This is a genomic window from Actinosynnema sp. NPDC004786 (assembly GCF_053601135.1).
Genome location: NZ_JBSGBG010000011.1, coordinates 46,737 through 72,178, shown reverse-complemented (window position 1 = coordinate 72,178; position 25,442 = coordinate 46,737). Strand labels below are relative to the sequence as shown.

The following is a 25,442-nucleotide window of genomic DNA, read 5'->3' as shown; positions in this document are numbered from 1 at the left end:
GGTGATGGGCGTGCTCAACGTCACCCCGGACTCGTTCTCGGACGGCGGCCGGTACCTCGACCTGGACGACGCGGTGGCGCACGGCGTGGCGATGTTCCGGCGCGGCGCGGACCTGGTGGACGTGGGCGGCGAGTCGACCCGGCCCGGCGCGGACCGGGTGCCGCCCGAGGTCGAGGCGCGGCGGGTCGCCCCGGTGATCCGGGCGCTGGTCGCCGAGGGCGTGCCGGTCAGCGTGGACACCACCCGGGCCGAGGTGGCGCGGGCCGCGCTGGACGCGGGCGCGTCGATCGTCAACGACGTGTCCGGCGGGCTGGCCGACCCGGGGATGGCGCCGCTGGTGGCGTCGGCGGGCGTGCCGTACGTGCTGATGCACTGGCGCGGGCACAGCAGGCGGATGGACCGGCTCGCGGTGTACGACGACGTGGTGCGGGACGTGCGCGACGAGCTGTGCCGCCGGGTGGACGACGCGCTGGCCGCCGGGGTGGCGTCGGACGCCATCGTCCTCGACCCCGGGCTGGGGTTCGCGAAGAACGCCGAGCACAACTGGCGGCTGCTGCACGGCCTGGGCTCCCTGCTGGAGCTGGGGTTCCCGGTGCTGGTCGGCGCGTCGCGCAAGCGCTTCCTCGGCGCGTTGCTGGGCGACCGCGCGCCGGACGGCCGCGAGGACGCGACCGCGGCGGTGTCGGCGCTGGCGGCGTTCAACGGCGCGTGGGGCGTGCGGGTGCACGACGTCGGGCGGTCGTTGGACGCGGTGGCGGTGGCACGGGCGTGGAGGCAGGGGCATGACTGACCGGATCTCGTTGCGCGGCCTGCGGGTGCGCGGGTTCCACGGCGTGTTCGAGCACGAGAAGCGGGACGGCCAGGACTTCCTGGTCGACATCACCGCGTGGCTCGACCTGTCGCGCGCGGCGGCCACCGACGACCTGCGCGAGACGCTGCACTACGGCGAGCTGGCCGAGCGGGCGGCGGCGATCGTGGCGGGCGGGCCGTACGACCTGATCGAGACGGTGGCGGGCAAGGTCGCCGACGAGGTGATGACCGACCTGCGGGTGCGGGCCACCGAGGTGACCGTGCACAAGCCGTCCGCGCCGATCCCGCTGGCGTTCGGCGACGTCTCGGTGACGATCCGGCGGACCCGTGACTAGGGCGGTGCTCTCGCTCGGCTCGAACCTGGGCGACCGGCTCGGCTACCTGCGGCTGGCGGTGGCCGGGTTCGCCGACGTGCTGGTGGCCGCGTCGCCGGTGTACGAGACCGCGCCGTGGGGCGTGACCGACCAGGGCGACTTCCTCAACGCGGTGCTGGTCGTGTCCGGCGACGAGGACGAGTGGGGCTGGCTGCGCCGCGGCCAGGCGCTGGAGCGGGCGGCCGGCCGCGTGCGGGAGCGGCGCTGGGGACCGCGCACCCTGGACGTGGACGTGGTCACCGTGGACGGCGTGCGGTCCGCGGACCCGGAGCTGCTGCTGCCCCACCCCGGCGCGCACGAGCGCGCGTCGGTGCTCGCGCCGTGGCTGGACGTGGAGCCGGACGCGGTGGTGCCGGGGCACGGCGCGGTGCGCGACCTGCTGGCCGCGCTCGGCCTCGACGGGGTCGCCCGGCGGGACGACCTCCGCCTGACCTGATCGGCGCTGCGGGGTCCGGGCGGCGGGGTTAGCGTGGCCGCGGAGGTGGCGCGATGAGCAACGCGGTCACTTACGACGCCGCCCGGCGGCGGATCATCGGCCTCGCCACCGGCGGCGACCCCGACGCGGAGGTCGCGGCGTGTCCCGGGTGGACGGTCAAGGACGTGGTCGCGCACCTGGCCGGCGGGCTGGGCGACGTCACCGAGCGGCGGCTCGACGGCGTCGCGGACGGGTCGTGGGGCGAGCGGCACGTGCGCGACCGGCGTGACCGGACCATGGGCGAGCTGCTGGTCGAGTGGGAGCGGAACTTCGAGCTGTCCGAGGGGTTGTTCGACTCGCCCACGGGCGCGGTGCTCGTCACCGAGGTGGTCTCGCACGAGCACGACATCCGCACCGCCCTGGGCCGGCCGGGGGAGCGCGACGGCGTGGCCGTGCGGGCGGCGCTGACGCGGCCGTTGCAGGAGCTGGACCGGCGCCTGCGGGAGGGGCGCCTGCCCGCGCTGCGGATCACGTTGGAGCACGGCGACCGGGTCGTGGGCGAGGGCGAGCCGGTCGGCGGGCTGCGGACGTCGGCGTTCGAGCTGCTGCGCGTGCTGGGCGGGCGGCGCAGCGAGGCGCAGGTGCGGGCGCTGGACTGGGACGTCGATCCCGCGCCGTGGCTCCCGGTGCTGTCGCTGTTCGGCCGGCGCGACGCCGCGCTGGTCGAGTAGTCGGGGACGATGGTGGGGTGAGGTTCACCAAGCCCCGTGACCTGCTCGCCGCCGGACTCGTCGCGGGCCTGCTCGCGCACCTGCTGATCAGGCTCGCCTACGACACGTTGCCGCCGTTGCCGACGTTCGCCGGGTTCACCCTGCTGGTGATCGCCCTGGTGAACCTGTGGCTCGCGTTCTCGCTGCGGGCCCGCATCCTGCGCAAGCCCGGCGCGCGCCCCGTCGAGCCGTTGACGGCGGCGCGGGCGGTCGCGTTCGCCAAGGCGTCGTCGGTGCTCGGCGCGATCATGCTCGGCGCGTGGGCGGGCGTGCTGGTGTACGTGGCGCCGGTGCGCGACGAGTTCGAGGCGGCCGGGCACGACGTGGTCAGCGGGATCGTCGGCGTGGTCTGCGCGGCGCTGCTGATCGCCGCCGCGCTGTGGCTGGAGCGCTGCTGCCGGACGCCCGACGACCCGCACCTCGACCGGTGAATGCGGACGCGGAGGTCTCAATCGGATAACTGACCGGTACGGTAGACGCCATGACCGGGCGAGGCGCGTCGGCTGAGGACGAGCAGCGAGATCACGGTCGTGGCCCCGGGCGCCTGCTGCTGGTAGCGGCACTGGCGCTCGCACTGGGCGCCGCGGCCGTGCTGGTGCTGAGCGACAACGCCCGCTGGCTGCGCCTGGCGGTGGTCGCGGCGCTGTGGGCGGCGCTGGTCGGCGCGTTCCTCGCGGCGCGCTACCGCAGGCAGGTCACCGAGCGCGAGGACGAGGTGGCCGACCTGCAGTCGGTCTACGAGCTGGAGTTGGAGCGCGAGATCGCCGCCCGGCGCGAGTACGAGCTGGAGGTCGAGGCCGAGACCCGCAAGCGGGTGCAGGAGGAGGCCAAGGACGACCTGGAGGCGCTGCGCGCCGAGCTGCGCGCCCTGCGGGAGAACCTGGAGGCCCTGCTCGGCGGCGAGGTGCTGGTCGAACGGGTGGCGCTGCGCGCGGAGTCGACCCGGATGCGCGCGCTGTCCGACCAGTCCCGGCTGATGGCCGTGGGCGACAAGCGGATCATCACGGCGGGCGCGGGCGTGCCGGTGACGAAGAAGGCCGCGGAGAAGCCGCAGGCCGACCGGACCGAGCTGATCGAGCGGGTCGGCGACGGCGCGCGCAAGGACCCGGTTCGGCGTCCCGAACCGACGCGCCCCGAGCCCGCGCGGCGGGAGCAGGCCCAGCCGGCGCGCCGGGAACCCGCGCGGGCGACGGCGCAGCCGCGCCCGGCGCCGCCCGTGGTGCGGCGCGAGCCGCCGAAGCCCGACGCGACGGAGCGGGTGGGTCGGGACGTGGCGGCGCGCCTGGCCGCGCCGGCGGGGCGGCCCGCGGAACCCGCGGAGCCGGCCAAGACGGAGCACGCCGCGCCGCGGCGCAGCCGGGTGGCCGAGCGGACCGAGATGATCAGCCGGGACGCGGTGGTCGAGGGGCCGGCGCGGCGTCCCGAGGCCGCCGGTGGCGCGGCGCGGCGCACGCCCGGGACCGGCGAGCCGCGGGAGCAGGCCGCGGCGGACGTGCGGCGACCGGTGACCGCGCGGGTGGAGCCGGCCGCCGAGCACCGGCCGGCGGACGCGCGGCGGCCCGTGACCCGGTCGGAGTTGCCGGGGGAGGACCGGCCCACCGAGGTGCGGCGGCCGGCGGGCCCCGCCGAGGCGCACCGGCCCGTGACCCGGTCGGAGTCGACCGGTGAGCACCGGCCCGCCGACGTGCGGCGGCCGGTGACGCGGTCGGAGTTGACCGGTGAGCACCGGCCTGCCGACGTGCGGCGGCCGGTGACGCGGGCCGAGTCGACCGGTGACCACCGGCCGGTGGGCCGTCCGGACCCGGTCGCCGAGGGTCGTCGTTCCGGCGCGCGGGTGGAGCCGGCGGAGCACCGCCCGGTCGCGGAGCCGCACCGCTCCGGGTCGCGCGCCGAGCCGACCGGTGAGCACGTCCCGGTGGCGGCCCGGCCGGCGGAACCCGCGCGGCGGACGCCGGTCGAGGACGACGGGCGGCGGTCGCGGCGCGCGGCCGAGCCGGTCGGGGGCGCGCGGGAGGCGGTCGGCGGGCGGTCGGCGGACTCCGCGTCGGCGTCCGTGACGCCGGCCGAGGGGCGTCGGCGGGCGGCCGAGCCCGCGGCGGAACCGGGTGGCCGGCGTCGGGCCGAGGAGCGCTGGGACGCGTGGGAGGACGCGGCCGGGCCGGCCGGCCGGCGCAGCGCGCCCGAACCGGTCGAGCCCGCCGGGGCGCACGCGGACGGCAAGTCGGTCAGCGAGCTGCTGGCCGCGTTCGGCGGCGCGGACTCGCCCCGCCGCCGTCGCCGCCGCGACGACTAGCCCTACTTGTCGATGTCGCCGACGACCACGGCGAACGACCCGAGCACCGCGGGCAGGTCGGCCACCCGCGTGCCGGGCAGCAGCGCGGACAGGGCCTGGACGTTGTTGAACGACGGCGTCCGCAGCTTCAGCCGCCACGGCGTCTTCTCGCCCCGGGACGAGAGGTGCACGCCGGACGTGCCCAGCGGCGCTTCGACCCAGGTGTAGACCGACCCCTCGGGCGCCTTGATCGCCTTGGGCAGCCGCAGGTTGACCGGCCCGGCCGGCAGCCGGTCGAGGCACCGGTGGGCCAGCGCGACGGACTGGCGCACTTCGTCCACCATGCACCGGACGCGGGCCAGCGCGTCGCCCGCGGTCCGGACCACGGGCCGCACGTCCAGTTCCCGGTAGCCGGGCAGCGGGTCGTCGCGGCGCAGGTCGAAGTCCACTCCGGACGCCCGGCCGACGGGTCCGGTCACGCCGAACGCGAGCGCGGCGTCCCGCGTCAGCACCCCGAGGCCCGCCAACCCCTCCGGGGCCTCACCGGGGTCCACAGTGGACAGCACCTCGCGCACGCGGTCCGGCCACCCGGCCGGCACGTCCTCGCGCAGGCCGCCGATCCGGTTGGCCATGAAGTGGATCCGGCCGCCCGACGCCTCCTCCATGACCGCCTGCACGGCGTCGCGGTCGCGCGCGCCGGTGAGCGGCGCGAGGAACACCAGGTGCGCCATGATCCGGTTCAGCTCGCACAGCAGCACCCGCAGCGCCTGGGCGCGGGGCGGCACGTCCATGCCGGTCATCCGCTCGACGGCGAGCGCGACGGCCAGCTCGTTGCAGAACGCGGCGAGCCAGTCGTGCCGGTTGGCCAGGGTGAGCACCTGCCGGTAGTCGCGGACCTCGAACAGCTTCTCCGCGCCCCGGTGCAGGTGGCCGACCAGGGGTGTGGCGGCGGTGACGACCTCGTCGTCGCGGACCTCCAGCCGCAGCCGGTACGCGCCGTGCGCCGACGGGTGCAGCGGGCCGAGGTCGACCACCCGGTCGACCCCGAGGTGCCGGGCGCCCGCGCCGACGCCCACGGTGATCTCCACCGGTGCATCGTCGCACGGCCGCCGGCGGCCGGCCTCAGTCGCGGGTGACGGCGAACAGGAAGCAGCCGTGGGAGACGCTGCGCACCTGCACCGCGGCGACCTCCGGGTCGTCGAGCCACGCGGCGACGCGGTCGTCGAGGTGCTCCGGCGCGACGACCTCGCCGCCGTGGATGCGGCCCTCGGCGGTGTAGGCGCGCAGGGTGCGCGGCGAGTGGCGGAACGCCTCGGGGAACTCGCGGGTGGTCGCGGGCCCGGCGCACGGTTCGGCGTGCGCGAAGACGGGGCCCAGTTCCTCGTACGGGCCCCGGCCGGTCGCGGGGGTGTGCCGGAAGAGGACCACCGGCTCGCCCGGTCCGGCCTTGCGCAGGCAGCAGCGCAGCGGGGCGCCGGGTGACTCGGCGTGCAGCTCGTGGTGCGCGTCGGCGCCGGCGAGCGCGCGGGCGCGGGTCAGCACGTCGTCCGGCAGGGCGTGGATTCTCATGCGCCCCACCCTCGTGCGCGGCGGTGGGGGCCGCCGGCGGTCATCGGCCGTCGCGGTCACCACACCGGGCGGATGCCGCCGTCCGCGTCCGCGAGGTAGGTCCGCAACGCCTCGCGCAGCACGGCCAGCCGCTCCGCGCCCACGACCGCGCCGAACTCCTCCTCCAGCTCGGCCCACAGCTCGTCGGCCATCCGCAGGTAGGCCCGGCCCTTGCCGGTGAGGGCCAGGGCGTGGGCGCGGCGGTCGGTCGGGTGCGGCGCGCGGTGGACGTAGCCCCACTCGACCAGCTCGGCCACGGTCTTGGTGGCGGCCTGCTTGGACACGCCCAGGTGCGCGGCGAGGTCGACGGCGGTCGCCGAGGGCTGCGCGGCGAGGTAGCGGAAGACGAAGCCGTGCGCCGGGCGCAGGGGTTCGAGGTCGCGGTCGGCCAGCCGGTCGTGGAACCGGTCGGTCATCACGCGGAACGTCCTGGCGAACAGCATCGACACGGGCTCCACGGTCGCCTAGTCTGCAACTAGACAACCAAATTGACTAGTTGGGAGAGCGATGTTCGAGCGCCACGGTTTCGTGTTCCGGCCGCACGCCAGCCCGTCGCGGGGCGGCAGCACGCAGATCCTCCTGTGGACCGTCGAGGTGCCCCCGGCCGCGGCGAGCGAGCGGCACCGGGTCGACCGCGAGGAGGTCTTCCACGTCCTGGAGGGGCGGGTGACGGTCAACGGGGTGGACGCGGGCGCCGGCGAGACGGTCGTCGTGCCGCCGCACGTGGACTTCCAGCTCGTCGGCGGTCCGGCGAAGGTGCTGGTCGCGACGTCGGTCGGCATCACCGGCCTGGTCGGCGACGAGCGGATCACCCCGCCCTGGTCGCTGTAGGGCTCAGGGCCGCCACGGGGGCAGGGGCGGCAGCAGGGACGACACCGGCACGCCCACCCCGTGCAGCAGCCACCCGAACGACCCCAGCCCGCCGGGGGCGCGCAGCTCGGCGATCCGGGACGCCCGTTCCGCCGCCGCCAGCCACCCCGGACCGGCCGCCGCGGTCACCGCGCCCGAGAGGCCGAGCGCCGCCAACGCGTCCCGCTGCGAGACCAGCACCCGGTCCCCGCCCGCCGCCTCCGCGCACGCGTCCAGCGCCACGTGCGCGGTCAGGTCGCAGCTCCCGTCGAACACCGGCTCCACCCGCCGCCCGCCCCGGTACGCCGCGAACGTGCCCGCCGCGTACCGCCCCGCCGCCCGGTCGGCCCGCACGTGCCCGTAGTCCACCGCCAACGCCGCGCCGCGCGCCACCCGCGACACCGCGTCCGCCCACGCCGCGTCCCGGGGCTCCCCGACCTCGGCCCGCTCGCCCTCGCCCACCGGCCACCACCGGTCGAGCCAGGGGTGCGACACCGGTCCGACGACCAGCGGGCACGGCACCGCGTCCAGCCACTCGTGCCCGACCAGCAGCCCGTGCACGGACGACGGCAGCGCGGACGTCCACCGCACCCCCGGCAGGGACCGCGCCGGCCCGACGTCCACCGCCGTCACCACCAGCCGCGCCGCCACGGAACCGGTCGCGCCCGCCCGCACGGCCGCCGCCAGCTCGCCGCCGCCCGCGCCCACGTCGACGAAGTCGAGCCGGGCGGGCCGGCCGAGCGCGAAGTCCACCCGATCGAGCAGCACGAGCAGCGCTTCGGCCAGCTCGGCGCCCACGAGCGGCGCGGTGCGGAAGTGGTCGGCCGGCACCTCGCCGCGGGTGAAGAACCCCGACGGCCCGTAGAGCGCCTCCCGCCACAGGGCTTCCCAGTCCACCACCGGTCAAGTGTCCCTTTAAGGTTTCCCACCGTGACGACTCCCACCCGCAAGCGCGTCGACCGGCAACGCTGGACCGTGCTGCTCCCGGTCCTGGGTCTGATCGCGCTGGGCGTGTGCGGGCTGGTGCTGCTCGGCCTGGGCACGAGCAGGATCGGCCTGCTGCCGATCCTGGTCGGGGCGGTCGCCGCGCTGCTGCCCGTGCTCGTGGTGCTGGGCGCCTCCCTCTGGGTGGACCGCTGGGAGCCGGAGCCCGCGAAGATCCTGCTGCTGGCGTTCTTCTGGGGCGCGTGCGGCGCGACGATCACGTCGCTGGTGTTCAACCAGACCGCGCACGTCCTCGGCCAGTTGATCAACGGCGACGACGGCAGCACGTTCGCCGCCGTGATCGGCGCGCCGATCACCGAGGAGGCCGCGAAGGCCGCGTTCATCGTCGTGCTGTTCCTGCGCCGCCGGCACGAGTTCGACGGCGTGGTGGACGGCGTGGTGTACGCGGGCGTCACGGCGGCGGGCTTCGCGTTCACCGAGAACATCTGGTACTTCGCCCGCGTCTTCTCCGACAGCGGCTTCGGTGACCTGGGCAGCGGCGTGATCGCGCTGTTCATCCTGCGCGGCGTGCTGTCGCCGTTCGCGCACCCGCTGTTCACGTCCATGACGGGCATCGGCATCGGCATCGCGGCGGTGACCGCGAACCGGGCGCTGCGGGTCGTCGCGCCGGTGCTGGGCTACCTCGGCGCGGCCGGCCTGCACTCGCTGTGGAACTTCTCCACCACCGTCGGCACCGGCTCGACCTTCATCAACCTGTACTTCCTGATCATGGTGCCGATCTTCGCGGGCATGGTGCTCATGGTCGTCTGGCAGCGCCGCCGCGAGCAGCGGATCGTCGCCGCGCAGTTGCCCGCCATGGCGGCCAACAAGTGGATCGCCACCAGCGAGGTGACCCTGCTGGCCTCGCTCCAGGGCCGCGGCCGGTGGCGGCGCACGGTCAAGCGCAAGACCGGCGACGAGGCGGCCAAGGCGGTCGCGGGCTACCAGGTGGCCGTGACGGAACTGGCGTTCCTGCGCCACCGCATGGCCAACGGCACGGCGGGCCACGACGCGGACGAACGTCACGCCAAGCTGCTCGCCGCCCTCGTCGCCGCACGTCAGGCGGCCGTCGACGCGCCGGGCGCGTTGCGGGCCGCGGGTGGTGTTCGTCGCAGTTGACGGTTGATCGCCACCCACCGGATTACGCTCGCGGCCGTCGTCCGGTACCCGGCCTCCGGGACTGGAACGCCGCGTGAAGGAGTACGTCGCATGGACGCGACCCCCCGCCCCGCGCGGTTGGCCGTGGGAGTGATCTCGGCCGGCCGGGTGGGCTCGGTGCTCGGCGCCGCGCTGTCCCGAGCCGGGCACGTCGTGAGCGCCGTCGCCGCCGTTTCCCGAGACTCGCTGCGCCGGGCCGAGGAGCTCCTGCCGGACGTGCCCGTGCTGCCGCCCCCGGACGTCGCCGCCTCCGCCGACCTGGTGCTGCTCGCCGTGCCCGACGACGAGCTGCCGGGCCTGGTCCGCGGTCTCGTCGCCACCGGGTCGCTGCGCGCCGGGCAGATCGTCGTGCACACCAGCGGCGCGCAGGGCGTGGACGTGCTGCGGCCCGCCGCCGGGCTGGGCGCGTTGTGCGTGGCGCTGCACCCCGTGATGACGTTCACCGGCCGCGCCGAGGACGTGCAGCGGGTGACCGCCTGCTCGGTCGGCGTCACCGCGGCCGACGACGACGAGATCGCCTGGCGCGTCGGCGAGGCGCTGGTGGTGGAGATGTCCGCCGAGCCGGTGCGCGTGCCCGAGGCCGCCCGCCCGCTCTACCACGCCGCCCTCGCGCACGGCGCGAACCACCTGATCACGCTGGTCGCCGACTGCGCGGACCTGCTGCGCGGCGCGGGCATCGCGGACGCCGAGCGGATGCTCGGCCCGCTGCTGTCCGCCGCGCTGGACAACGCGCTGCGGCACGGCGACCGCGCCCTCACCGGACCCGTCGCGCGCGGCGACGCGGGCACCGTGGCCAAGCACCTGGCCGTCCTCGGCGACGTCGCCGCCGGCGGCGGACCGGACACCCTGCCCGCGTACCGGGTCCTCGCGCTCCGCACCGCGGCGCGCGCCCAGGCCGCCGGGCTGCTCAAGCCCGACCTCGCGGCCGACGTCCGCACCACCCTCGAAGGACAGGCATGACCAAGCCGCTCACCAAGGACGACTACACGCCGAACGACGTGACGGTGCACCGCGACCCGGCGCGGCTGCGCCGCGTCACCAGGGCGTTGAAGGCGGCCGGCCGCAACATCGCCCTGGTGCCGACCATGGGCGCGCTGCACGAGGGCCACCGCAAGCTGATCCGCGAAGCGCACGTCATGCAGAACACCGTGGTCGTCGTCTCCCTCTTCGTGAACCCGACCCAGTTCGGGCCGAACGAGGACTTCGACCGCTACCCGCGCAGCTTCGAGGCCGACGTGGACGTCTGCCGCGAGGAGCGCGTCGGGCTGGTGTTCGCGCCGTCGGTGGAGGACATGTACCCGCCCGGCAGCACGATCACCGTGGACCCCGGCCCGCTCGGGGACGAGCTGGAGGGCCGCGCCAGGCCCGGCCACTTCGCCGGGGTGCTGTCCGTGGTCGCCAAGCTGTTCAACATCGTGCAGCCGACGTACGCGGTGTTCGGCGAGAAGGACTACCAGCAGCTCACGCTGATCCACCGGATGGCGCGGGACCTGAACTTCCCGCTGGACGTGGTCGGCGTGCCGACCGTGCGCGAGCCGGACGGCCTGGCGCTGTCCTCGCGCAACCGCTACCTGTCCGAAGAGGAGCGCTCCGCCGCGACCGCGCTGTCCGCCGCCCTGGTGGCGGGCGCGTACGTCAGCGGGCAGGGCGCGGACGCCGTGCTCCGGGCCGCGCGGGACACCCTCGCCGCGGCGCCCGGCGTCGACCTCGACTACCTGGAGCTGCGGGCGCCCGACCTCGGCCCGGCCCCCGAGAACGGCGACGCCCGCCTGCTGGTGGCCGCCCGCGTCGGCTCCACCCGCCTGATCGACAACGCCGCCGTGCTGCTCGGCACCGGTGACGAGTAAGGGGACCGCCATGTTCCGCACCATGCTCAAGTCGAAGATCCACCGGGCCACCGTCACCCAGGCCGACCTGCACTACGTCGGCTCCGTCACGGTGGACGAGGACCTGATGGACGCCGCCGACCTGCTGGCCGGCGAGCAGGTCGCGATCGTGGACGTCACCAACGGGGCGCGCCTGGAGACCTACGTCATCCCCGGCGCCCGCGGCACCGGCGTGATCGGCATCAACGGCGCGGCGGCGCACCTGGTGAAGCCCGGCGACCTGGTGATCCTCATCGCCTACGGGCAGATGGACGACGCCGAGGCGCGGGCGTACCGGCCGAAGGTCGTCTTCGTCGACGCCGACAACAAGGTGGTCGACCTCGGCGCGGACCCGGCGCACGCGCCGGAGGGCTCCGGGCTGGTGAACGGGTCCGCCACCGCCACGCCGGAACCGGTGGCGGCGGAGACCGAGGACGCGGCGGCGCTGGACGCCTTGATCCAGGCCGAGGACTAGGGGGAACGCGCTGTGCTGCTCGCCATCGACGTCGGCAACACCAACATCGTGCTCGGCCTGTACGACGGGACGGGCGACTCCGCCGAGCTGGTCCGCGACTGGCGGATGCGCACCGACGCCCGGATGACCGCCGACGAGCTGGCGCTGACCATGCGCGGCCTGCTCGGCGAGTACGCCGACAAGATCACCGGCATCTCCGCGCTGTCCACCGTGCCCGCGGTGCTGCGCGAGCTGCGGGTGATGCTCGGCCGGTACTACTCGGGCGTGCCCAAGGTGCTGGTGGAGCCGGGCGTGCGCACCGGCGTGCCGCTGCTGGTGGACAACCCCAAGGAGGTCGGCTCCGACCGGGTGATCAACACGCTGGCCGCGCACCACCTGCACAGCACGGCGTGCGTGGTGGTCGACTTCGGCACGTCCACGAACCTGGACGTGATCTCGGCCAAGGGCGAGTTCCTCGGCGGCGCGCTGGCGCCGGGCATCGAGATCTCCGTGGACGCGCTCGCCGCGCGCGCGGCCCAGCTGCGCAAGGTCGAGCTGGTGCGGCCCCGGTCGGTGATCGGCAAGAACACCGTGGAGTGCCTCCAGTCCGGCATCGTCTACGGGTTCGTCGGCCAGGTCGACGGCCTGGTGCGGCGGATCGTGGACGAGTTGCAGCTCAGCGAACCCGGCCCGGTCGCGGTGATCGCGACCGGCGGCCTCGCGCCCCTGGTGGTGTCGGAGTCGGCCACCATCCAGTCGCACGTGCCGGACCTGACGTTGCTGGGCCTGCGGCTGGTGTTCGAGCGCAACCGGGTCTGACGGTCAGGCGGTCCGCCGCAGCCGCTTGACGTAGGTGGTCAGGGGGAAGTCGAACTCGCCGTGCGCGGTTTCCGGGCGCGACTTGAGGAACGCGAGGATCCGCCGGTTCAGGTCGACCCGCTCCTGCTCCGGGATCACCAGCGCGTGGGAGTGCGTGTTGATGGTCGAGACCACGGTCTCGGCCGTGCGCCGGTGCGCGTGCTTGAAGACGCGCTCCCCGGTGTCGGTGAACAGCGCGTGCCGCGGCACCGGGTCGGTGTCCACGTCCGGCACGGCGACTTCGGCGCGGGCGACCCGTACGAACTCGGCCACCCACGGCACCGAGTCGTCGAAGTCGTTCCACAGCGAGGCGAGCACGCCGCCGGGCCGCAGCACGCGGGCGATCTCCGCCATCGCGCGCGGCGCGTCGAACCAGTGGAACGCCTGGCCCACCACGACCGCGTCGACCGTGTGGTCCGGCACGGGGATGCGCTCGGCGCTGCCGGGCAACGCGCGCGCCGCGCCGTGGTGGCGCACCAGCTGCGACAGCATCGCCTCGTCCGGTTCGACCGCCGTCACGTGGTGGCCCAGGGCGAGCAGGCCGCCGGTCAGCTTGCCCGTGCCCGCGGCGAGGTCGAGCACGTCGCGCGGGCCTTCGCCCAGTGGCTCCAACGCCCAGCGGACGGCGTCGGAGGGGTAGTCCGGTCGGTGTTCCGCGTATGCCGCCGCGTGCGCTCCGAAGGAGTTCGCCCGCCTGGCCCGCAAGTCGTCTCCGGTCACCACCCACAGCCTAGTGAGATCCGGTTCGATTTCCCGAGCGGTCTTTCCGTACCCTTCGTGCTGTGAGTGAGCAGCCAGCGACCGGTTCCGCGACCAGCGACGACGATCTCCCCGAGCAGCTCAGGGTCCGCCGGGAGAAGCGGGCGCGACTGCTGGAACGCGGTGTCGATCCCTATCCGGTCGAAGTGCCCCGCACGCACACGTTGCGCGAGGTGCGGGAAGCCCACCAGGGGCTGGAGCCGGACACGTCGACCGGCGAGGTGGTCGGTGTGACCGGCCGCGTCATGTTCATCCGCAACACCGGCAAGTTGTGCTTCGCGACGCTGCGCGAGGGCGACGGCACCGAACTGCAGGCCATGCTGAGCCTCAACGGCGTGGGCGAGCAGGCGCTGGCCGAATGGAAGTCCGACGTCGACTTGGGCGACCACGTATTCGTGCACGGCGAGGTCATCACGTCCCGCCGCGGCGAACTGTCCGTGATGGCGGACCGCTGGGCGATCACGGCGAAGGCGTTGCGCCCGTTGCCGGTCGCGCACAAGGAACTCGCCGAGGAAACCCGCATTCGGCAGCGCTACGTGGATCTGATCCTGCGCGAGCAGGCGCGGAACACGGTGCGCAACCGGGCCGCGGTGGTGCGCTCGTTGCGGGAGTCGTTCCACCGGCGCGGTTTCATCGAAGTCGAGACCCCGATGTTGCAGACGTTGCAGGGCGGCGCGAGCGCCCGGCCGTTCGTGACCCGGTCGAACGCGCTCGACATCGACCTCTTCCTGCGCATCGCGCCGGAGCTGTACCTCAAGCGGTGCGTGGTCGGCGGTATCGAGAAGGTCTTCGAGATCAACCGCAACTTCCGCAACGAGGGCATGGACTCGTCCCATTCGCCCGAGTTCTCGATGTTGGAGTACTACGAGGCGTACGCCACCTACGACACGAACGCGGTGCTGACCCGGGAGCTGATCCAGGAAGCCGCGCTCGCCGTCGCCGGTTCGCACGTGGTGACGCTGGCCGACGGTTCCGAGTACGACCTCGGCGGCGAGTGGACGACCTTGAGCATGTACGACTCGTTGTCCGATGCGGCGGGCGAAGAAGTCACGCCCGAAACTTCTTCCGAGCGGCTGCGGGAGCTGGCGGACAAGCACGGGGTGGAGACCGACCCGAAGCTCGGCCACGGCAAGCTGGTCGAGGAGCTGTGGGAGCACCTGGTCGGCGACACCCTGTACGCGCCCACCTTTGTGCGTGATTTCCCGGTGGAGACCTCGCCGCTCACCCGCCAGCACCGCACCCGGCCGGGCGTGGCCGAAAAGTGGGACCTCTACGTGCGCGGATTCGAGTTGGCCACGGGATACTCGGAACTGGTGGACCCCGTGGTCGAGCGCGAGCGGCTGGAAGCCCAGGCCCGACTGGCGGCCGGCGGCGACGTCGAGGCCATGCCGGTCGACGAAGACTTTCTGCGATCACTGGAGTACGGAATGCCACCGACCGGTGGCGTCGGAATGGGCATCGACCGGCTGCTGATGGCGCTCACGGGTCTCGGTATCCGGGAGACGATCCTGTTCCCCCTCGTGCGCCCGGAATGAGTAACTTCTCGGACTCCGGGGAGCGCATTCCAGGAGTTGTGCGCTAACCTGCACTCGCCAATGCTTTAGGTCGCGGTCGGGGAACACCGCGCATTCGAGTCCAGGAGGATACGCATGGCGCAGAAGGTCACCGTGACCCTGGTCGATGACCTGGACGGTGGGAAGGCGGAGGAGACGGTCGGCTTCGGTTTGGACGGCGTGTCCTACGAGATCGACCTTTCCGCGAGCAATGCGGGTCGGCTCCGCGACGCTCTCGCCGACTTCGTCGCCAGTGCCCGCAAGGCGGGCGGCCGCAAGCGCGGCCCGGGTCGTCCGGCCGGTGTGAAGGCGGCTCGTCCGGCTTCGGCGGATCGCGAGCAGAACCAGGCCATTCGGGAGTGGGCGCGCAAGCAGGGGATGAAGGTGTCCGACCGCGGGCGCATCCCGGCCGAGGTGCTGGAGGCGTACCACCAGCAGGGCTGACGCCGGTGTGACGTGACGCGGGGCACCGCAATTACGTCAATCGACGAAGGGGCGCCAGATTTGATCCGGCGCCCCTCGGTGTTTTCCGCCCGGCCGCGGCACGGGAAGATCGAATTCGATCGGCCGTCCCGGCGCGGCGCGCCCGTGCCGACGGGCCGGCCCCCGCTCGGCCGTTCGGCGGCACGGAGCGTGCCCGGCGGTGCTCGGACCGTGTTCGGTTAGGCTTACCTCACCGAAGGTCCGGGTCGCCGTGGGAGGAGCTGGAGCGTTGGCCCTCCGCAGCACCCGCCTCGCCCTGCTGGTCGGGCTCCTGGTCCTGGTCGCGCTCGCCAGCGTGGCCATCGGCGCGAAGGACGTGCCGCTCGCCGACGTCTGGCACGCGCTGACCTCGCCCACGGGGCTGGAGAACGACCTCGTGGTGCGCGAGCTGCGGGTGCCGCGCACGCTCCTCGGCATCGCGGTCGGCGTGGCGCTGGGCGTCGGCGGCGCGCTGATGCAGGGGCACACCCGCAACCCGCTGGCCGACCCGGGCATCCTGGGCGTGACGCAGGGCGCCGCGTTCGCCGTCGTCCTGTCGATCTTCACGCTCGGCGTGACCAGCCTCTACGGGTACGTGTGGTTCGCGTTCGCGGGCGCGCTCGTGGCCAGCGTCGTGGTCTTCCTGCTCGGCTCGGGGCGCTCCGGGCCGACGCCGGTCACGTTGGCGCTGGCCGGCGCGGCGGTCACCGCGCTCATGCACGGCCTGGTGTCGGCGCTGGTGCTGCTCGACCGGCAGAGCCTGGACGCGTTCCGGTTCTGGCAGGTCGGCGCGGTGTCCGGGCGCGACCTCGGGCTGCTGTGGCAGGTGCTGCCGTTCCTGCTGCTCGGGCTGGTGCTGGCGGCGTTCAACGCGTCCGGGCTGAACGCGCTGGCGCTCGGCGACGACGTGGCGCGCTCGCTGGGGCAGCGGGTGGTGCTGACCCGGGTCGTCGGGGTGGCCGCGACCACCCTGCTGGTGGGCGGCGCGGTGGCGGTGTGCGGGCCGATCGGGTTCCTCGGGCTGGTGGTGCCGCACGCGGCGCGGGCGCTCACGGGGCCGGACTACCGGTGGCTGCTGCCGTTCGCCGCGGTGATCGGGGCCATCGTGCTGCTCGTCGCCGACGTGGTCGGCCGGGTCGTCGCCCGACCGGGGGAACTGGAGGTCGGGGTGGTGCTGGCCCTGGTCGGCGCGCCGTTCTTCATCGCCCTGGTGCGGCGGCGGAGGCTGGTGAAGCTGTGAGGGGTTTCCGGCTCGGCCCCGTGTCCGGGCCGCTGCGGTGGCGGGCGTTCGCCGTGGTGGTCGTCGGCCTGGGGCTGGTGGTGCTGGCGGGCGCGGTGAGCGTGGCCCGCGGCGACTTCCCGATCCCGCTCGGGCAGGTGTTCGACGTGCTGCTCGGCGGCGGGCAGCGCGGCCAGCGGTTCATCGTGCTCGACCTGCGCCTGCCCCGGGCGTTGACCGGCGTGTTCGTCGGCGCGGCGCTGGGCGTGGCGGGCGCGGTGTTCCAGTCGATCGCCCGCAACCCGCTGGCGAGCCCGGACATCCTCGGCGTGACGTGGGGAGCGGGCGCCGGCGCGGTCACCGTGATCACGTTCGCCGGGTCGATGGGCGCGGTCGGCGGGACGCTCGCGACGGTCGGCGTGCCGCTGGCGAGCCTGGCCGGCGGGCTGCTCGCGGGCCTGCTGGTGTACGGGCTGGCGTGGCGGCGGGGCATCGAGGGGTTCCGGCTGGTGCTCGTCGGCATCGGCGTGTCGGCCGTGACCGGCAACTTCACCCACTACCTGCTGACCGTGGGCGACGTGACCGACGCGGCGCGGGTGATGGTGTGGATCACCGGCAGCCTGAACGGGCGCGGCTGGGAGCACGTCGTGCCGGTCGGGTTGGCGCTGGCCGTGCTCGTCCCGGCGGCGCTGGTCGGGGCGCGGCTGCTCGGCGCGCTGCAGTTCGACGACGACACCGTGCGCGGGCTCGGGGTCCGGCTCAACGGCGCGCGCAGCGTGATGCTGCTCATCGCGGTCGCGCTGGCCGCCGTGGCGACGGCCGCCGCCGGGCCGGTGGCGTTCGTGGCGCTGGCGTCGCCGCAGATCGCGCTGCGGCTGGCCGGCACGGCGACGCCGCCGCTGCTCGGGTCGGCCGTGGTCGGCGGCCTGTTGGTGGTGGTGTCGGACCTGGTCGCGCGGCTGGCGTTCGGCGGGTTCGAGCTGCCGGTCGGCGTGGTGACCGCGGTGCTCGGCGCGCCCTACCTGATGTACCTGCTCGTCCGGAGTCGCCGGGAGGCACGGGTATGACCGCTGTTCGACTGCGGGCGCAGTCGCTGTCCGTCGGGTACGGGGAGCGGCTGGTGGTGTCGTCGCTGGACCTGGACGTGCTGTCCGGTTCGGTGACGGCGGTGATCGGGCCCAACGGGTGCGGCAAGTCCACGCTGCTGCGCGCCCTGGGCCGGCTGCTGCCCGCCCGGTCCGGCGCGGTGCTGCTGGACGGCAAGCGGATCGACCGGACGCCCACCCGCGAGGTGGCGAAGGCGCTGGCGATGCTGCCGCAGTCGCCGCAGGCCCCCGAGGGGCTGACCGTGGCGGAGCTGGTGGCGCGCGGCCGGCACCCGCACCAGGCGTGGTACCGGCAGTGGTCGCCGGAGGACGAGGCGGCGGTGGCGTCGGCGCTGGAGCTGACCGGCATGGCCGGGCTGGCCGACCGGACCGTGGACGAGCTGTCGGGCGGGCAGCGGCAGCGGGCGTGGATCTCGATGGCGCTGGCGCAGGGCACCGACCTGCTGCTGCTGGACGAGCCGACCACGTACCTGGACCTCGCGCACCAGATCGACGTGCTGGACCTGGTGCACCGGCTGCACCGCGACCACGGCCGGACCGTGGTGATGGTGCTGCACGACCTGAACCTGGCCGCCCGCTACGCCGACCGCCTGGTCGCGATGAAGGACGGCCGGATCGTGGTCGCCGGCCCGCCGGCGGAGGTGCTGACCGAGCCGAACCTGCTGGAGGTGTTCGGCCTGGACGCCCGCGTCGTCCCCGACCCGGTCTCCGGCACCCCTCTGGTGATCCCGATCGGCCACCGCCACCGCTGACCGCCGCGCGTGTCGAATCCCGGGACCCGGGGTTCGACACGCAGGGTGGTCAGCAGACGCGCGGGCAGGTGGAGCAGGGTTCGGCGTTCGGCAGCACGAAGTGGAAGCAGCAGCTCTCCCGCCGCCGGGTCCACCCCGTCCCGGTCGCGCGCAGGGTGGACGCCGAGGTGAACGGGTCCAGCTTGGCCGGCAGCAGCAGCGCCGCGTCCACCACGCCCGCCGTCTCGTCGCCGCACACCCGGCCCGCCGTCCACGCCGCGCTGTCCAGCGCGTCCGTGGCCGCCGCCCACAGCATCCGCCGCCCCAGCCGCACGGTCGGCCCGAACGCGCCCACGAAGCGCGCGCTGTGCGCCGCGAACCGGGCCCGCAGCAACGCCGCCAACGCGGTCTCGTCGGCCACCACGGTCGCCGCCGGGTGGTCGCCCGCCGGGTCGTCGGGCAGGCACGCGAACTCCTCGCTCAGCAACGCCACCCCGACCGTGTGCGGCCTGCCCTCCGCGGCCACCTTGATCGCCACGTCGGCGGGCCGCAGCGACGGCACCCGCCGCGCGGTGTGGAACAGCAGCCCGCCCAGCAGCCCGACCACGTTGAGGTACCAGCTCATGACGTACCCGGCGGTGGTGCGGTCGGGCGCCTCGCCGTGCTGCTCGCGCAGCCACTCCGCCAGCGCCTTGCGCCACGCGTCGAACCGCTCCGGCTCGTCGGTGAACTCCGAGCACCGCACCCAGTCGCCCCGCTCGGCGGGCAGGCCGAACCGCAGGTCGAACCCCTCGTACACGGTGACCTCGGCCAGGGACCGCGCGACGGGCGTCGTCACGTCGCATCGGGTGGTCGTCACCGGTACGGTCATGTCCAGAAGGTCCTCGTCGGGTCGAATGAGTCGAGCGGGTTGAGGCTTGCCTAACCTTACCGAGGTTCACCTAACTTGCACCCCGGTGGTGACCCCGGTCACCACCGGTGTCGCCGAACGGCTGAATGTTCGCGCTCAGCGGACAACACCCGATCCGTGGAATCTGCCAGGCAGATCACGCGTTGGTACCGATGTCAGAGATCCCCGAAGACGGCTGCCTGCGATCGGGAACTGAGAGTGTCGGGGCTGACGACTACAGTGGTCCCACGGTGCCGCGCTCTCCACGGTCGGCCAGACGGTCAGCCAGTGGTGAGCCCGAGGACCGCCGGCGCAGCAGTCAGGGAGTGCGAATGTTCGAAAGGTTCACCGACCGCGCGAGGCGGGTGGTTGTCCTGGCCCAGGAAGAGGCCCGGATGCTCAACCACAACTACATCGGCACCGAGCACATCCTCCTGGGGTTGATCCACGAGGGTGAAGGTGTCGCCGCCAAGGCGCTGGAGTCGTTGGGGATCGCGCTGGAGGGCGTCCGCCAGCAGGTCGAAGAGATCATCGGCCAGGGTCAGCAGGCCCCGTCCGGCCACATCCCCTTCACCCCGCGCGCCAAGAAGGTGCTCGAGCTGTCGCTGCGCGAGGCGCTGCAGCTGGGGCACAACTACATCGGCACGGAGCACATCCTGCTCGGCCTGATCCGCGAGGGCGAGGGCGTCGCCGCGCAGGTGCTGGTCAAGCTGGGCGCGGACCTCAACCGGGTGCGCCAGCAGGTCCTCCAGCTCCTGTCCGGCTACTCCACCGGCAAGGAGCCGGCCGAGTCCGGCGGCCGCGGTGAGGGCACCCCGTCCTCGTCCCTGGTCCTCGACCAGTTCGGGCGCAACCTGACCGCCAGCGCGCGGGAGGGCAAGCTCGACCCGGTGATCGGGCGCACCAAGGAGATCGAGCGGGTCATGCAGGTGCTGTCCCGCCGCACCAAGAACAACCCGGTCCTGATCGGCGAGCCCGGCGTGGGCAAGACCGCCGTGGTGGAGGGCTTGGCCCAGATGGTGGTCAAGGGCGAGGTGCCCGAGACGCTGAAGGACAAGCAGCTCTACACGCTGGACCTGGGGTCGCTGGTCGCGGGCTCCCGCTACCGCGGTGACTTCGAGGAGCGCCTGAAGAAGGTGCTCAAGGAGATCCGCACGCGCGGCGACATCATCCTGTTCATCGACGAGATCCACACCCTGGTCGGCGCCGGCGCGGCCGAGGGCGCGATCGACGCCGCGTCGATCCTCAAGCCCATGCTGGCCCGCGGCGAGCTCCAGACCATCGGCGCGACCACGCTCGACGAGTACCGCAAGTACGTCGAGAAGGACCCCGCCCTGGAGCGCCGGTTCCAGCCGATCCAGGTCGGCGAGCCGTCGCTGGAGCACACGATCGAGATCCTCAAGGGCCTGCGCGACCGGTACGAGGCGCACCACCGCGTCTCGATCACCGACTCGGCGCTGGTCGCGGCCGCCACGCTGGCCGACCGCTACATCAACGACCGGTTCCTGCCGGACAAGGCGATCGACCTGATCGACGAGGCCGGCGCGCGGATGCGCATCCGCCGGATGACCGCGCCGCCGGACCTGCGCGAGTTCGACGAGAAGATCGCCGACGTGCGCCGGGACAAGGAGTCGGCGATCGACGCGCAGGACTTCGAGCGCGCCGCGAAGCTCCGCGACCAGGAGAAGACGCTGCTCGGCCAGAAGGCCGAGCGGGAGAAGCAGTGGAAGGACGGCGACCTCGACGTCGTCGCCGAGGTGGACGACGAGCAGATCGCCGAGGTGCTGGCGAACTGGACCGGCATCCCCGTGTTCAAGCTCACCGAGGAGGAGACCACGCGTCTGCTCCGCATGGAGGACGAGCTGCACAAGCGGATCATCGGCCAGGTCGACGCGGTCAAGGCCGTGTCGCAGGCGATCCGCCGCACGCGGGCCGGCCTGAAGGACCCGAAGCGGCCTTCCGGCTCGTTCATCTTCGCCGGCCCGTCCGGCGTCGGCAAGACCGAGCTGTCCAAGGCGCTGGCGAACTTCCTGTTCGGCGAGGACGACGCCCTCATCCAGATCGACATGGGCGAGTTCCACGACCGCTACACCGCGTCGCGCCTGTTCGGCGCGCCTCCCGGTTACGTCGGTTACGAGGAGGGCGGGCAGCTCACCGAGAAGGTGCGCCGCAAGCCGTTCTCCGTGGTGCTGTTCGACGAGATCGAGAAGGCCCACCAGGAGGTCTACAACACGCTGCTCCAGGTGCTGGAGGACGGCCGCCTGACCGACGGTCAGGGCCGGACGGTGGACTTCAAGAACACCGTCATCATCTTCACGTCCAACCTGGGCACGTCGGACATCAGCAAGGCCGTCGGCCTCGGCTTCACCTCGGGTCAGGACACCGCGTCCAACTACGAGCGCATGAAGAATAAGGTCAACGACGAGCTGAAGAAGCACTTCCGGCCCGAGTTCCTCAACCGCATCGACGACATCATCGTCTTCCACCAGCTCACCCAGGACGAGATCATCAAGATGGTGGACCTGATGATCGCCCGCGTCGAGCAGCAGTTGAAGAACAAGGACATGGCGATCGAGCTGACGGATCGCGCGAAGAAGCTGCTGGCCAAGCGCGGGTTCGACCCCGTGCTGGGCGCCCGGCCGCTGCGCCGCACGATCCAGCGGGAGATCGAGGACCAGCTGTCGGAGAAGATCCTGTTCGGGGAGATCCAGCCCGGCCAGATCATCATCACCGACGTCGAGGGCTGGGACGGCGAGTCCGAGGCCGACGACAAGGCGCACTTCGTGTTCCGCGGCGAGGCCAAGCCGATGCGGGTGCCGGACGCCCCGCCGGTCGACCTCGCGGCCTCCGGTGGCGACTCGGGCGGTGAGGCGGACTCCGAGTCCGCGTGACCCCTGACCGACGCGCCGGCGACGTGACAGCGCCCCCCGGGTTCGCCCGGGGGGCGCTGTCGTGCGCCGGGGGGACCGGTCAGTGCAGGGCGCCGGCCGGGGTGCGCAGGTCGGTGGACGTGTGCAGCGCCGTGTGGACGATCAGCTCCAGCGCCCTGGCCGTGGTGGCGACGGGCAGGCTCGGGTGCTCGCGCGCCCCGACCTGCTCCGGGGCGTACGGCACGTGCACGAACCCGGCGCGCACGCCGGGCCGCTCGGTCGCGACCAGGTGCATCAGGGCGTAGAACACGTGGTTGCACACGAACGTCCCGGCCGTGTGCGACACCGACGCCGGGATGCCCTCGGCCTCCAGCGCGGCCACGCACGCCTTCACCGGCAGCCCGGTGAAGTAGGCCGCGGGCCCGCCGGGCACCACCGGCCGGTCGACCGGTTGCGCGCCCGCGTTGTCCGGGATCCGCGCGTCGTCCAGGTTCACCGCGACGCGTTCCGGCGTGACGCCGGCCCGGCCGCCCGCCTGGCCCACGCACACGACGACGTCGTAGTGGCGGCCGGTCACGGCCTCCCGCAGGGCGGTGACCGAGTCCCCGAACACGCACGGCAGGCGCAGCCTGGTCAGCCGGTAGCCGTCCGGTCGCACCGCGGCGACCGCGTCCCACGAGGGGTTGGCGACCTCGCCGTCGAACGGCTCGAAGCCCGTCAGCAACACGTCCACTCGGGCAGACTAGATCGCGTGGTCGACACCCGGGAACGCCGCACCAGGCGCAGGAGCGTGACGTTCCTGCTGGTGGTGGCGGCCGTCACGTTCCTGCCGGCGGCGTTCATCCGGCTCCTCGGGATCGACGGCACCCGCCACATGGTCGCCACGACCGCCCTCACCCCCTACGTCACCGCCGGCGGCGTCGTGCTGGGCGTGCTGGCGCTGCTGCTGCGCCGGTGGGCGGTCGGCACGGTGACGTCGCTGGTCGCGGTGGTGCTGGTGGCGGCGGTCGTGCCGCGGGCGTTCCCGGACCCGCGGCCGGTGGCCGTCGGGCGGGAGGTCACCGTGATGGCGGCGAACCTGCTGGTCGGCAAGGCCGAGGCGGAGGCGGTCGTGGCGGCGGTGCGGGCGCACGACGTGGACGTGCTCGCGGTGCAGGAGCTGACGCCGGAGATGGTGCGCGACTTCGACCGCGCCGGCCTGGCCGAGGTGCTGCCGTTCCGGCACTTCCTGGACGAGCCGGGCGGCTCGGGCTCGGGCATCGCGTCCCGCTACCCGGTGTTCCCCCGCACGCTCACGCCGCCCAGCACGCTGCGCCAGGCGGGCGCGCTGGTCGACCTGCCCGGCGAGGACCTGGAGGTCGTGTCGGTGCACCCGCTGCCGCCCGTGGTGGACGACGGGCCGGAGCGCTGGCAGCGCGACCTGGCGGGCCTGCCGAAGCGGACCCTGGACGGGCCGGTGCGGGTGCTCGCGGGCGACTTCAACGCCACCCTGGACCACGTGGGCCTGCGCCGGCTGCTGAACGGCGGTTACGCGGACGCGGCCGACGAGGTGGGCGCGGGTCTGCGGGCGACGTGGCCGGCGGCCGGCGCGCTGTGGCCGCCGCCGGTGGCCATCGACCACGTGCTCGTGGACCGGCGGTGCCCGGTGGAGGACTTCGCCGTGGTCGACGTGCCCGGCTCGGACCACCGGGCGGTCGTCAGCCGATTCGTCGTGCCAGCTCGGTGAGCGCCTCCAGCGCGCCCATCGGCAGCGACACCCCTCGCCCGTGCCGGACCTCCGGCTCGCGCGGGTTGATCCGGATGAGCGCGCCCGAGGCGGCGCCGGCCAGCTCGGCCTGCCGCCGCACGGTGGGCACCGCCTGACCGGCGCCCAGCTCCAGCACGACCAGGTCGCGGTGGGCGCGCCGCCACGTCGCCAGCTCGTCCAACGCCCGCTGGGACGGCCCGCCGAGCCACGACCGGTCGCCGAACATGAGGATGTTCGGCCGCGCGAGCCCGCCGCAGTGGCGGCACGACGGCAGCGGCCCGACGGCGCGCAGGGTCTCCGGGTCGACGTCCACCACGACGTCGTCCGCCGGCCACACGTCGTCGGTGCACGGCTCCACGCACTGCAGGTGGTGGATCGACCCGTGCACCTCCGCCACGTCGGTGAACCCGGCCCGCTGGAACTGGCCGTCCACGTTCGAGGTGAACACCCGCGCGCCCCACTCCCGCAGCACGCGGAAACCGTCGTGCGGGGTCGTGCGCCGGTACAGGTCGAGCCGGTGCCCGTAGAAGCCCCAGGCGAGCGCCGGGTCCTCGACGAAGTGCGCCGGGTCGGCCAGCTCCTCGAACCGCAGCCCGAGCCGCGCGTAGGGCGGGTAGGCCCGCCAGAAGCCGGTCGTGCCGCGGAAGTCGGGCAGGCCGGAGTCCACGCCCATCCCGGCGCCCGCGCACACCAGGAGCGCGCCGGCGGACGCGATCAGCTCCGCTGCGCGGTCCAGCTCCCCGCTCACCCCGGCCGGGTCACTTCTTCGGCGCGGAGCTGAGCACGACCTCGAACTCCAGCAGGTCCGAGCCGGTGCCGACGGGCTTGGCGCGCTCGCCCGAGTGGGCCTCCTTGGCGCTGCCGCCCAGCCAGTTCCGGAAGTCCTCCTCGGACTCCCACTGGGTGACGACGAAGTACCGGTCGTCGCCCTTGACCGGGCGCAGGAGCTGGAAGCCGAGGAAACCGGGCTCCGAGTCGACCGCGCCGAGCCGCGCGGCGAACCGCTTCTCCAGCTCCGGGCCCGAGCCGTCGGGCACGTGGATCGCGTTGATCTTCACAACCGCCATGCCCCGACGTTACTGCGCCGCGGTGGGTTCCGTCTCGTGGCGGGCGCGGTGCAGGCGCACCTTGTGCCGGTTGCCACAGCGCTCCATCGAGCACCACCGGCGGTTGCCGGACCGCGAGGTGTCCAGGAACAGCAGCCGGCAGTCGGGGGCCGAGCACTCGCGCACGCCGCCGCGGGCCACCAGCCCGACCGCGTCGCGGGCCGCCGCGCCGAGCGCCTGCGTGCCGGTGATGGGCTTCGCCCAGGTCAGGGCGCGCGTGCCGGGGTCCACGACCGGGCGCGGCGTCTCGGCGGTGGCGGCGTTGAGCACCTCCACGTCGGCGGGCGGCGGCTCGTCGCCGTGCGCCAGCGCGTGGGCGACCCGCCAGAACGCGTCCCGCAGCTCTTTGACGGCGGCCAGTTCGGCTTCGGTGACGCGCACGTCCGCGGCCGTGAACGGCGCGGTCGCGGCCAGGCGCGAGTCGGCCAGCCACCGCGCCAGGTCGGCCGGCGCGTGCAGCTCCTCGAACACGCGCAGCTCGCCCGGACCGCCGCTGACCAGCAGTTCCATCGCGAAGCTGCCGGGGTCGAAGCGGAACCGCTGCCCGTCGCGGCCGATCAGCGTCCTGGTCCACGTCGCCATG

The 25,442-nt window shown here is 73.9% G+C and carries 29 protein-coding genes; 19 read left to right on the top strand and 10 right to left on the bottom strand.

Going from position 1 to position 25,442, the window contains the following annotated elements:
* Window positions 1-4 precede the first annotated feature (4 nt).
* From folP to ACWEFJ_RS11990, 6 genes are read left to right on the top strand one after another with little or no spacing between them, the layout of a single operon-like run.
* Window positions 5-790, top strand: a complete 786-nt coding sequence (folP, locus tag ACWEFJ_RS12015) for a dihydropteroate synthase (protein ID WP_378082961.1) — start codon at window positions 5-7, stop codon at window positions 788-790.
* On the top strand, window positions 783-1,145 hold the full coding sequence (gene folB / locus ACWEFJ_RS12010) for a dihydroneopterin aldolase (RefSeq protein WP_378082744.1): 363 nt from the start codon (window positions 783-785) through the stop codon (window positions 1,143-1,145). The genes folP and folB overlap by 8 nt, the downstream gene beginning before the upstream one ends.
* Complete coding sequence (folK, locus tag ACWEFJ_RS12005) at window positions 1,138-1,620, top strand: 2-amino-4-hydroxy-6-hydroxymethyldihydropteridine diphosphokinase (protein ID WP_378082742.1); 483 nt, start codon at window positions 1,138-1,140, stop codon at window positions 1,618-1,620. The genes folB and folK overlap by 8 nt, the downstream gene beginning before the upstream one ends.
* Window positions 1,621-1,673: 53 nt before the next feature.
* The gene (locus ACWEFJ_RS12000) at window positions 1,674-2,330 is read left to right on the top strand and encodes a maleylpyruvate isomerase family mycothiol-dependent enzyme (protein WP_378082740.1); all 657 of its coding nucleotides are present in this window, start codon (window positions 1,674-1,676) and stop codon (window positions 2,328-2,330) included.
* 17 nt (window positions 2,331-2,347) lie between these two features.
* A complete protein-coding gene (locus ACWEFJ_RS11995; RefSeq protein WP_449713766.1) occupies window positions 2,348-2,800 on the top strand; it encodes a DUF3180 domain-containing protein in 453 nt (150 codons plus the stop codon).
* A gap of 50 nt (window positions 2,801-2,850) precedes the next feature.
* Window positions 2,851-4,662, top strand: a complete 1,812-nt coding sequence (locus ACWEFJ_RS11990; protein ID WP_449713765.1) for a DUF6779 domain-containing protein — start codon at window positions 2,851-2,853, stop codon at window positions 4,660-4,662.
* Between the two features lie 2 nt (window positions 4,663-4,664).
* On the opposite strand, the gene ACWEFJ_RS11985 is transcribed toward ACWEFJ_RS11990, so the two are convergent.
* Genes ACWEFJ_RS11985 through ACWEFJ_RS11975 form a run of 3 tightly spaced genes read right to left on the bottom strand, consistent with a single transcriptional unit; the run spans window position 4,665 to window position 6,707 of the window.
* Window positions 4,665-5,729 carry an NADH-quinone oxidoreductase subunit D gene (locus ACWEFJ_RS11985; RefSeq protein WP_449713764.1) on the bottom strand — a complete coding sequence of 355 codons (1,065 nt, stop codon included), beginning with the start codon at window positions 5,727-5,729 and terminating at the stop codon, window positions 4,665-4,667.
* 34 nt (window positions 5,730-5,763) lie between these two features.
* On the bottom strand, window positions 5,764-6,210 hold the full coding sequence (locus tag ACWEFJ_RS11980) for a DUF1203 domain-containing protein (RefSeq protein WP_449713763.1): 447 nt from the start codon (window positions 6,208-6,210) through the stop codon (window positions 5,764-5,766).
* A gap of 56 nt (window positions 6,211-6,266) precedes the next feature.
* On the bottom strand, window positions 6,267-6,707 hold the full coding sequence (locus ACWEFJ_RS11975) for a MarR family winged helix-turn-helix transcriptional regulator (protein ID WP_449713762.1): 441 nt from the start codon (window positions 6,705-6,707) through the stop codon (window positions 6,267-6,269).
* Between the two features lie 49 nt (window positions 6,708-6,756).
* On the opposite strand from ACWEFJ_RS11975, the gene ACWEFJ_RS11970 reads away from it, so the two are divergent.
* Window positions 6,757-7,080 carry a cupin domain-containing protein gene (locus tag ACWEFJ_RS11970; RefSeq protein WP_449713761.1) on the top strand — a complete coding sequence of 108 codons (324 nt, stop codon included), beginning with the start codon at window positions 6,757-6,759 and terminating at the stop codon, window positions 7,078-7,080.
* A 3-nt stretch (window positions 7,081-7,083) separates the two neighbouring features.
* Here the strand turns inward: ACWEFJ_RS11970 and ACWEFJ_RS11965 are convergent, their stop codons facing one another.
* Complete coding sequence (locus tag ACWEFJ_RS11965; RefSeq protein ID WP_449713760.1) at window positions 7,084-7,998, bottom strand: SAM-dependent methyltransferase; 915 nt, start codon at window positions 7,996-7,998, stop codon at window positions 7,084-7,086.
* A 75-nt stretch (window positions 7,999-8,073) separates the two neighbouring features.
* On the opposite strand from ACWEFJ_RS11965, the gene ACWEFJ_RS11960 reads away from it, so the two are divergent.
* From ACWEFJ_RS11960 to ACWEFJ_RS11940, 5 genes are all read left to right on the top strand, one after another.
* The gene (locus ACWEFJ_RS11960) at window positions 8,074-9,201 is read left to right on the top strand and encodes a PrsW family intramembrane metalloprotease (protein WP_378095934.1); all 1,128 of its coding nucleotides are present in this window, start codon (window positions 8,074-8,076) and stop codon (window positions 9,199-9,201) included.
* A gap of 90 nt (window positions 9,202-9,291) precedes the next feature.
* On the top strand, window positions 9,292-10,200 hold the full coding sequence (locus ACWEFJ_RS11955) for a Rossmann-like and DUF2520 domain-containing protein (protein ID WP_378095917.1): 909 nt from the start codon (window positions 9,292-9,294) through the stop codon (window positions 10,198-10,200).
* On the top strand, window positions 10,197-11,087 hold the full coding sequence (gene panC, locus ACWEFJ_RS11950) for a pantoate--beta-alanine ligase (protein WP_378095914.1): 891 nt from the start codon (window positions 10,197-10,199) through the stop codon (window positions 11,085-11,087). The genes ACWEFJ_RS11955 and panC overlap by 4 nt, the downstream gene beginning before the upstream one ends.
* 10 nt (window positions 11,088-11,097) lie before the next feature.
* The gene (gene panD, locus ACWEFJ_RS11945; protein WP_449713759.1) at window positions 11,098-11,580 is read left to right on the top strand and encodes an aspartate 1-decarboxylase; all 483 of its coding nucleotides are present in this window, start codon (window positions 11,098-11,100) and stop codon (window positions 11,578-11,580) included.
* Window positions 11,581-11,592: 12 nt separating this feature from the next.
* Window positions 11,593-12,378: a type III pantothenate kinase gene (locus ACWEFJ_RS11940; RefSeq protein WP_378095908.1), complete on the top strand. Its 786-nt coding sequence runs from the start codon at window positions 11,593-11,595 to the stop codon at window positions 12,376-12,378.
* A 3-nt stretch (window positions 12,379-12,381) separates the two neighbouring features.
* Here the strand turns inward: ACWEFJ_RS11940 and ACWEFJ_RS11935 are convergent, their stop codons facing one another.
* The gene (locus tag ACWEFJ_RS11935; RefSeq protein WP_449713758.1) at window positions 12,382-13,137 is read right to left on the bottom strand and encodes a class I SAM-dependent methyltransferase; all 756 of its coding nucleotides are present in this window, start codon (window positions 13,135-13,137) and stop codon (window positions 12,382-12,384) included.
* A 62-nt stretch (window positions 13,138-13,199) separates the two neighbouring features.
* Between ACWEFJ_RS11935 and lysS the strand changes: the two genes are divergently transcribed.
* The 5 genes from lysS to ACWEFJ_RS11910 all read left to right on the top strand — a co-directional run bounded on the left by lysS (window position 13,200) and on the right by ACWEFJ_RS11910 (window position 18,268).
* A complete protein-coding gene (gene lysS / locus ACWEFJ_RS11930) occupies window positions 13,200-14,711 on the top strand; it encodes a lysine--tRNA ligase (protein ID WP_449713757.1) in 1,512 nt (503 codons plus the stop codon).
* A gap of 114 nt (window positions 14,712-14,825) precedes the next feature.
* Window positions 14,826-15,173, top strand: a complete 348-nt coding sequence (locus ACWEFJ_RS11925) for a histone-like nucleoid-structuring protein Lsr2 (protein WP_053715841.1) — start codon at window positions 14,826-14,828, stop codon at window positions 15,171-15,173.
* A 268-nt stretch (window positions 15,174-15,441) separates the two neighbouring features.
* Window positions 15,442-16,431, top strand: a complete 990-nt coding sequence (locus ACWEFJ_RS11920; protein WP_449713756.1) for a FecCD family ABC transporter permease — start codon at window positions 15,442-15,444, stop codon at window positions 16,429-16,431.
* On the top strand, window positions 16,428-17,477 hold the full coding sequence (locus ACWEFJ_RS11915) for a FecCD family ABC transporter permease (protein ID WP_378095896.1): 1,050 nt from the start codon (window positions 16,428-16,430) through the stop codon (window positions 17,475-17,477). Before ACWEFJ_RS11920 ends, ACWEFJ_RS11915 begins: the two co-directional genes overlap by 4 nt.
* Complete coding sequence (locus ACWEFJ_RS11910; RefSeq protein ID WP_449713755.1) at window positions 17,474-18,268, top strand: ABC transporter ATP-binding protein; 795 nt, start codon at window positions 17,474-17,476, stop codon at window positions 18,266-18,268. Before ACWEFJ_RS11915 ends, ACWEFJ_RS11910 begins: the two co-directional genes overlap by 4 nt.
* 49 nt (window positions 18,269-18,317) lie before the next feature.
* On the opposite strand, the gene ACWEFJ_RS11905 is transcribed toward ACWEFJ_RS11910, so the two are convergent.
* Window positions 18,318-19,118 carry a (2Fe-2S)-binding protein gene (locus ACWEFJ_RS11905; protein WP_378089074.1) on the bottom strand — a complete coding sequence of 267 codons (801 nt, stop codon included), beginning with the start codon at window positions 19,116-19,118 and terminating at the stop codon, window positions 18,318-18,320.
* 350 nt (window positions 19,119-19,468) lie between these two features.
* On the opposite strand from ACWEFJ_RS11905, the gene ACWEFJ_RS11900 reads away from it, so the two are divergent.
* Window positions 19,469-22,027, top strand: coding sequence for an ATP-dependent Clp protease ATP-binding subunit (locus ACWEFJ_RS11900; protein ID WP_378089072.1), 2,559 nt, complete (start codon window positions 19,469-19,471; stop codon window positions 22,025-22,027).
* A 79-nt stretch (window positions 22,028-22,106) separates the two neighbouring features.
* Here ACWEFJ_RS11900 and pcp read toward each other — a convergent pair whose 3' ends face one another.
* Window positions 22,107-22,739 carry a pyroglutamyl-peptidase I gene (gene pcp / locus ACWEFJ_RS11895; protein ID WP_378089070.1) on the bottom strand — a complete coding sequence of 211 codons (633 nt, stop codon included), beginning with the start codon at window positions 22,737-22,739 and terminating at the stop codon, window positions 22,107-22,109.
* An 18-nt stretch (window positions 22,740-22,757) separates the two neighbouring features.
* On the opposite strand from pcp, the gene ACWEFJ_RS11890 reads away from it, so the two are divergent.
* On the top strand, window positions 22,758-23,732 hold the full coding sequence (locus ACWEFJ_RS11890; protein ID WP_378089068.1) for an endonuclease/exonuclease/phosphatase family protein: 975 nt from the start codon (window positions 22,758-22,760) through the stop codon (window positions 23,730-23,732).
* On the opposite strand, the gene ACWEFJ_RS11885 is transcribed toward ACWEFJ_RS11890, so the two are convergent.
* From ACWEFJ_RS11885 to ACWEFJ_RS11875, 3 genes are read right to left on the bottom strand one after another with little or no spacing between them, the layout of a single operon-like run.
* Window positions 23,704-24,501, bottom strand: a complete 798-nt coding sequence (locus ACWEFJ_RS11885; RefSeq protein WP_449713754.1) for an SIR2 family NAD-dependent protein deacylase — start codon at window positions 24,499-24,501, stop codon at window positions 23,704-23,706. The genes ACWEFJ_RS11890 and ACWEFJ_RS11885 overlap by 29 nt on opposite strands.
* Window positions 24,502-24,511: 10 nt before the next feature.
* Complete coding sequence (locus ACWEFJ_RS11880; RefSeq protein WP_378089064.1) at window positions 24,512-24,820, bottom strand: antibiotic biosynthesis monooxygenase family protein; 309 nt, start codon at window positions 24,818-24,820, stop codon at window positions 24,512-24,514.
* A gap of 9 nt (window positions 24,821-24,829) precedes the next feature.
* On the bottom strand, window positions 24,830-25,441 hold the full coding sequence (locus ACWEFJ_RS11875) for a CGNR zinc finger domain-containing protein (protein WP_378089062.1): 612 nt from the start codon (window positions 25,439-25,441) through the stop codon (window positions 24,830-24,832).
* Window position 25,442: the final 1 nt, after the last annotated feature.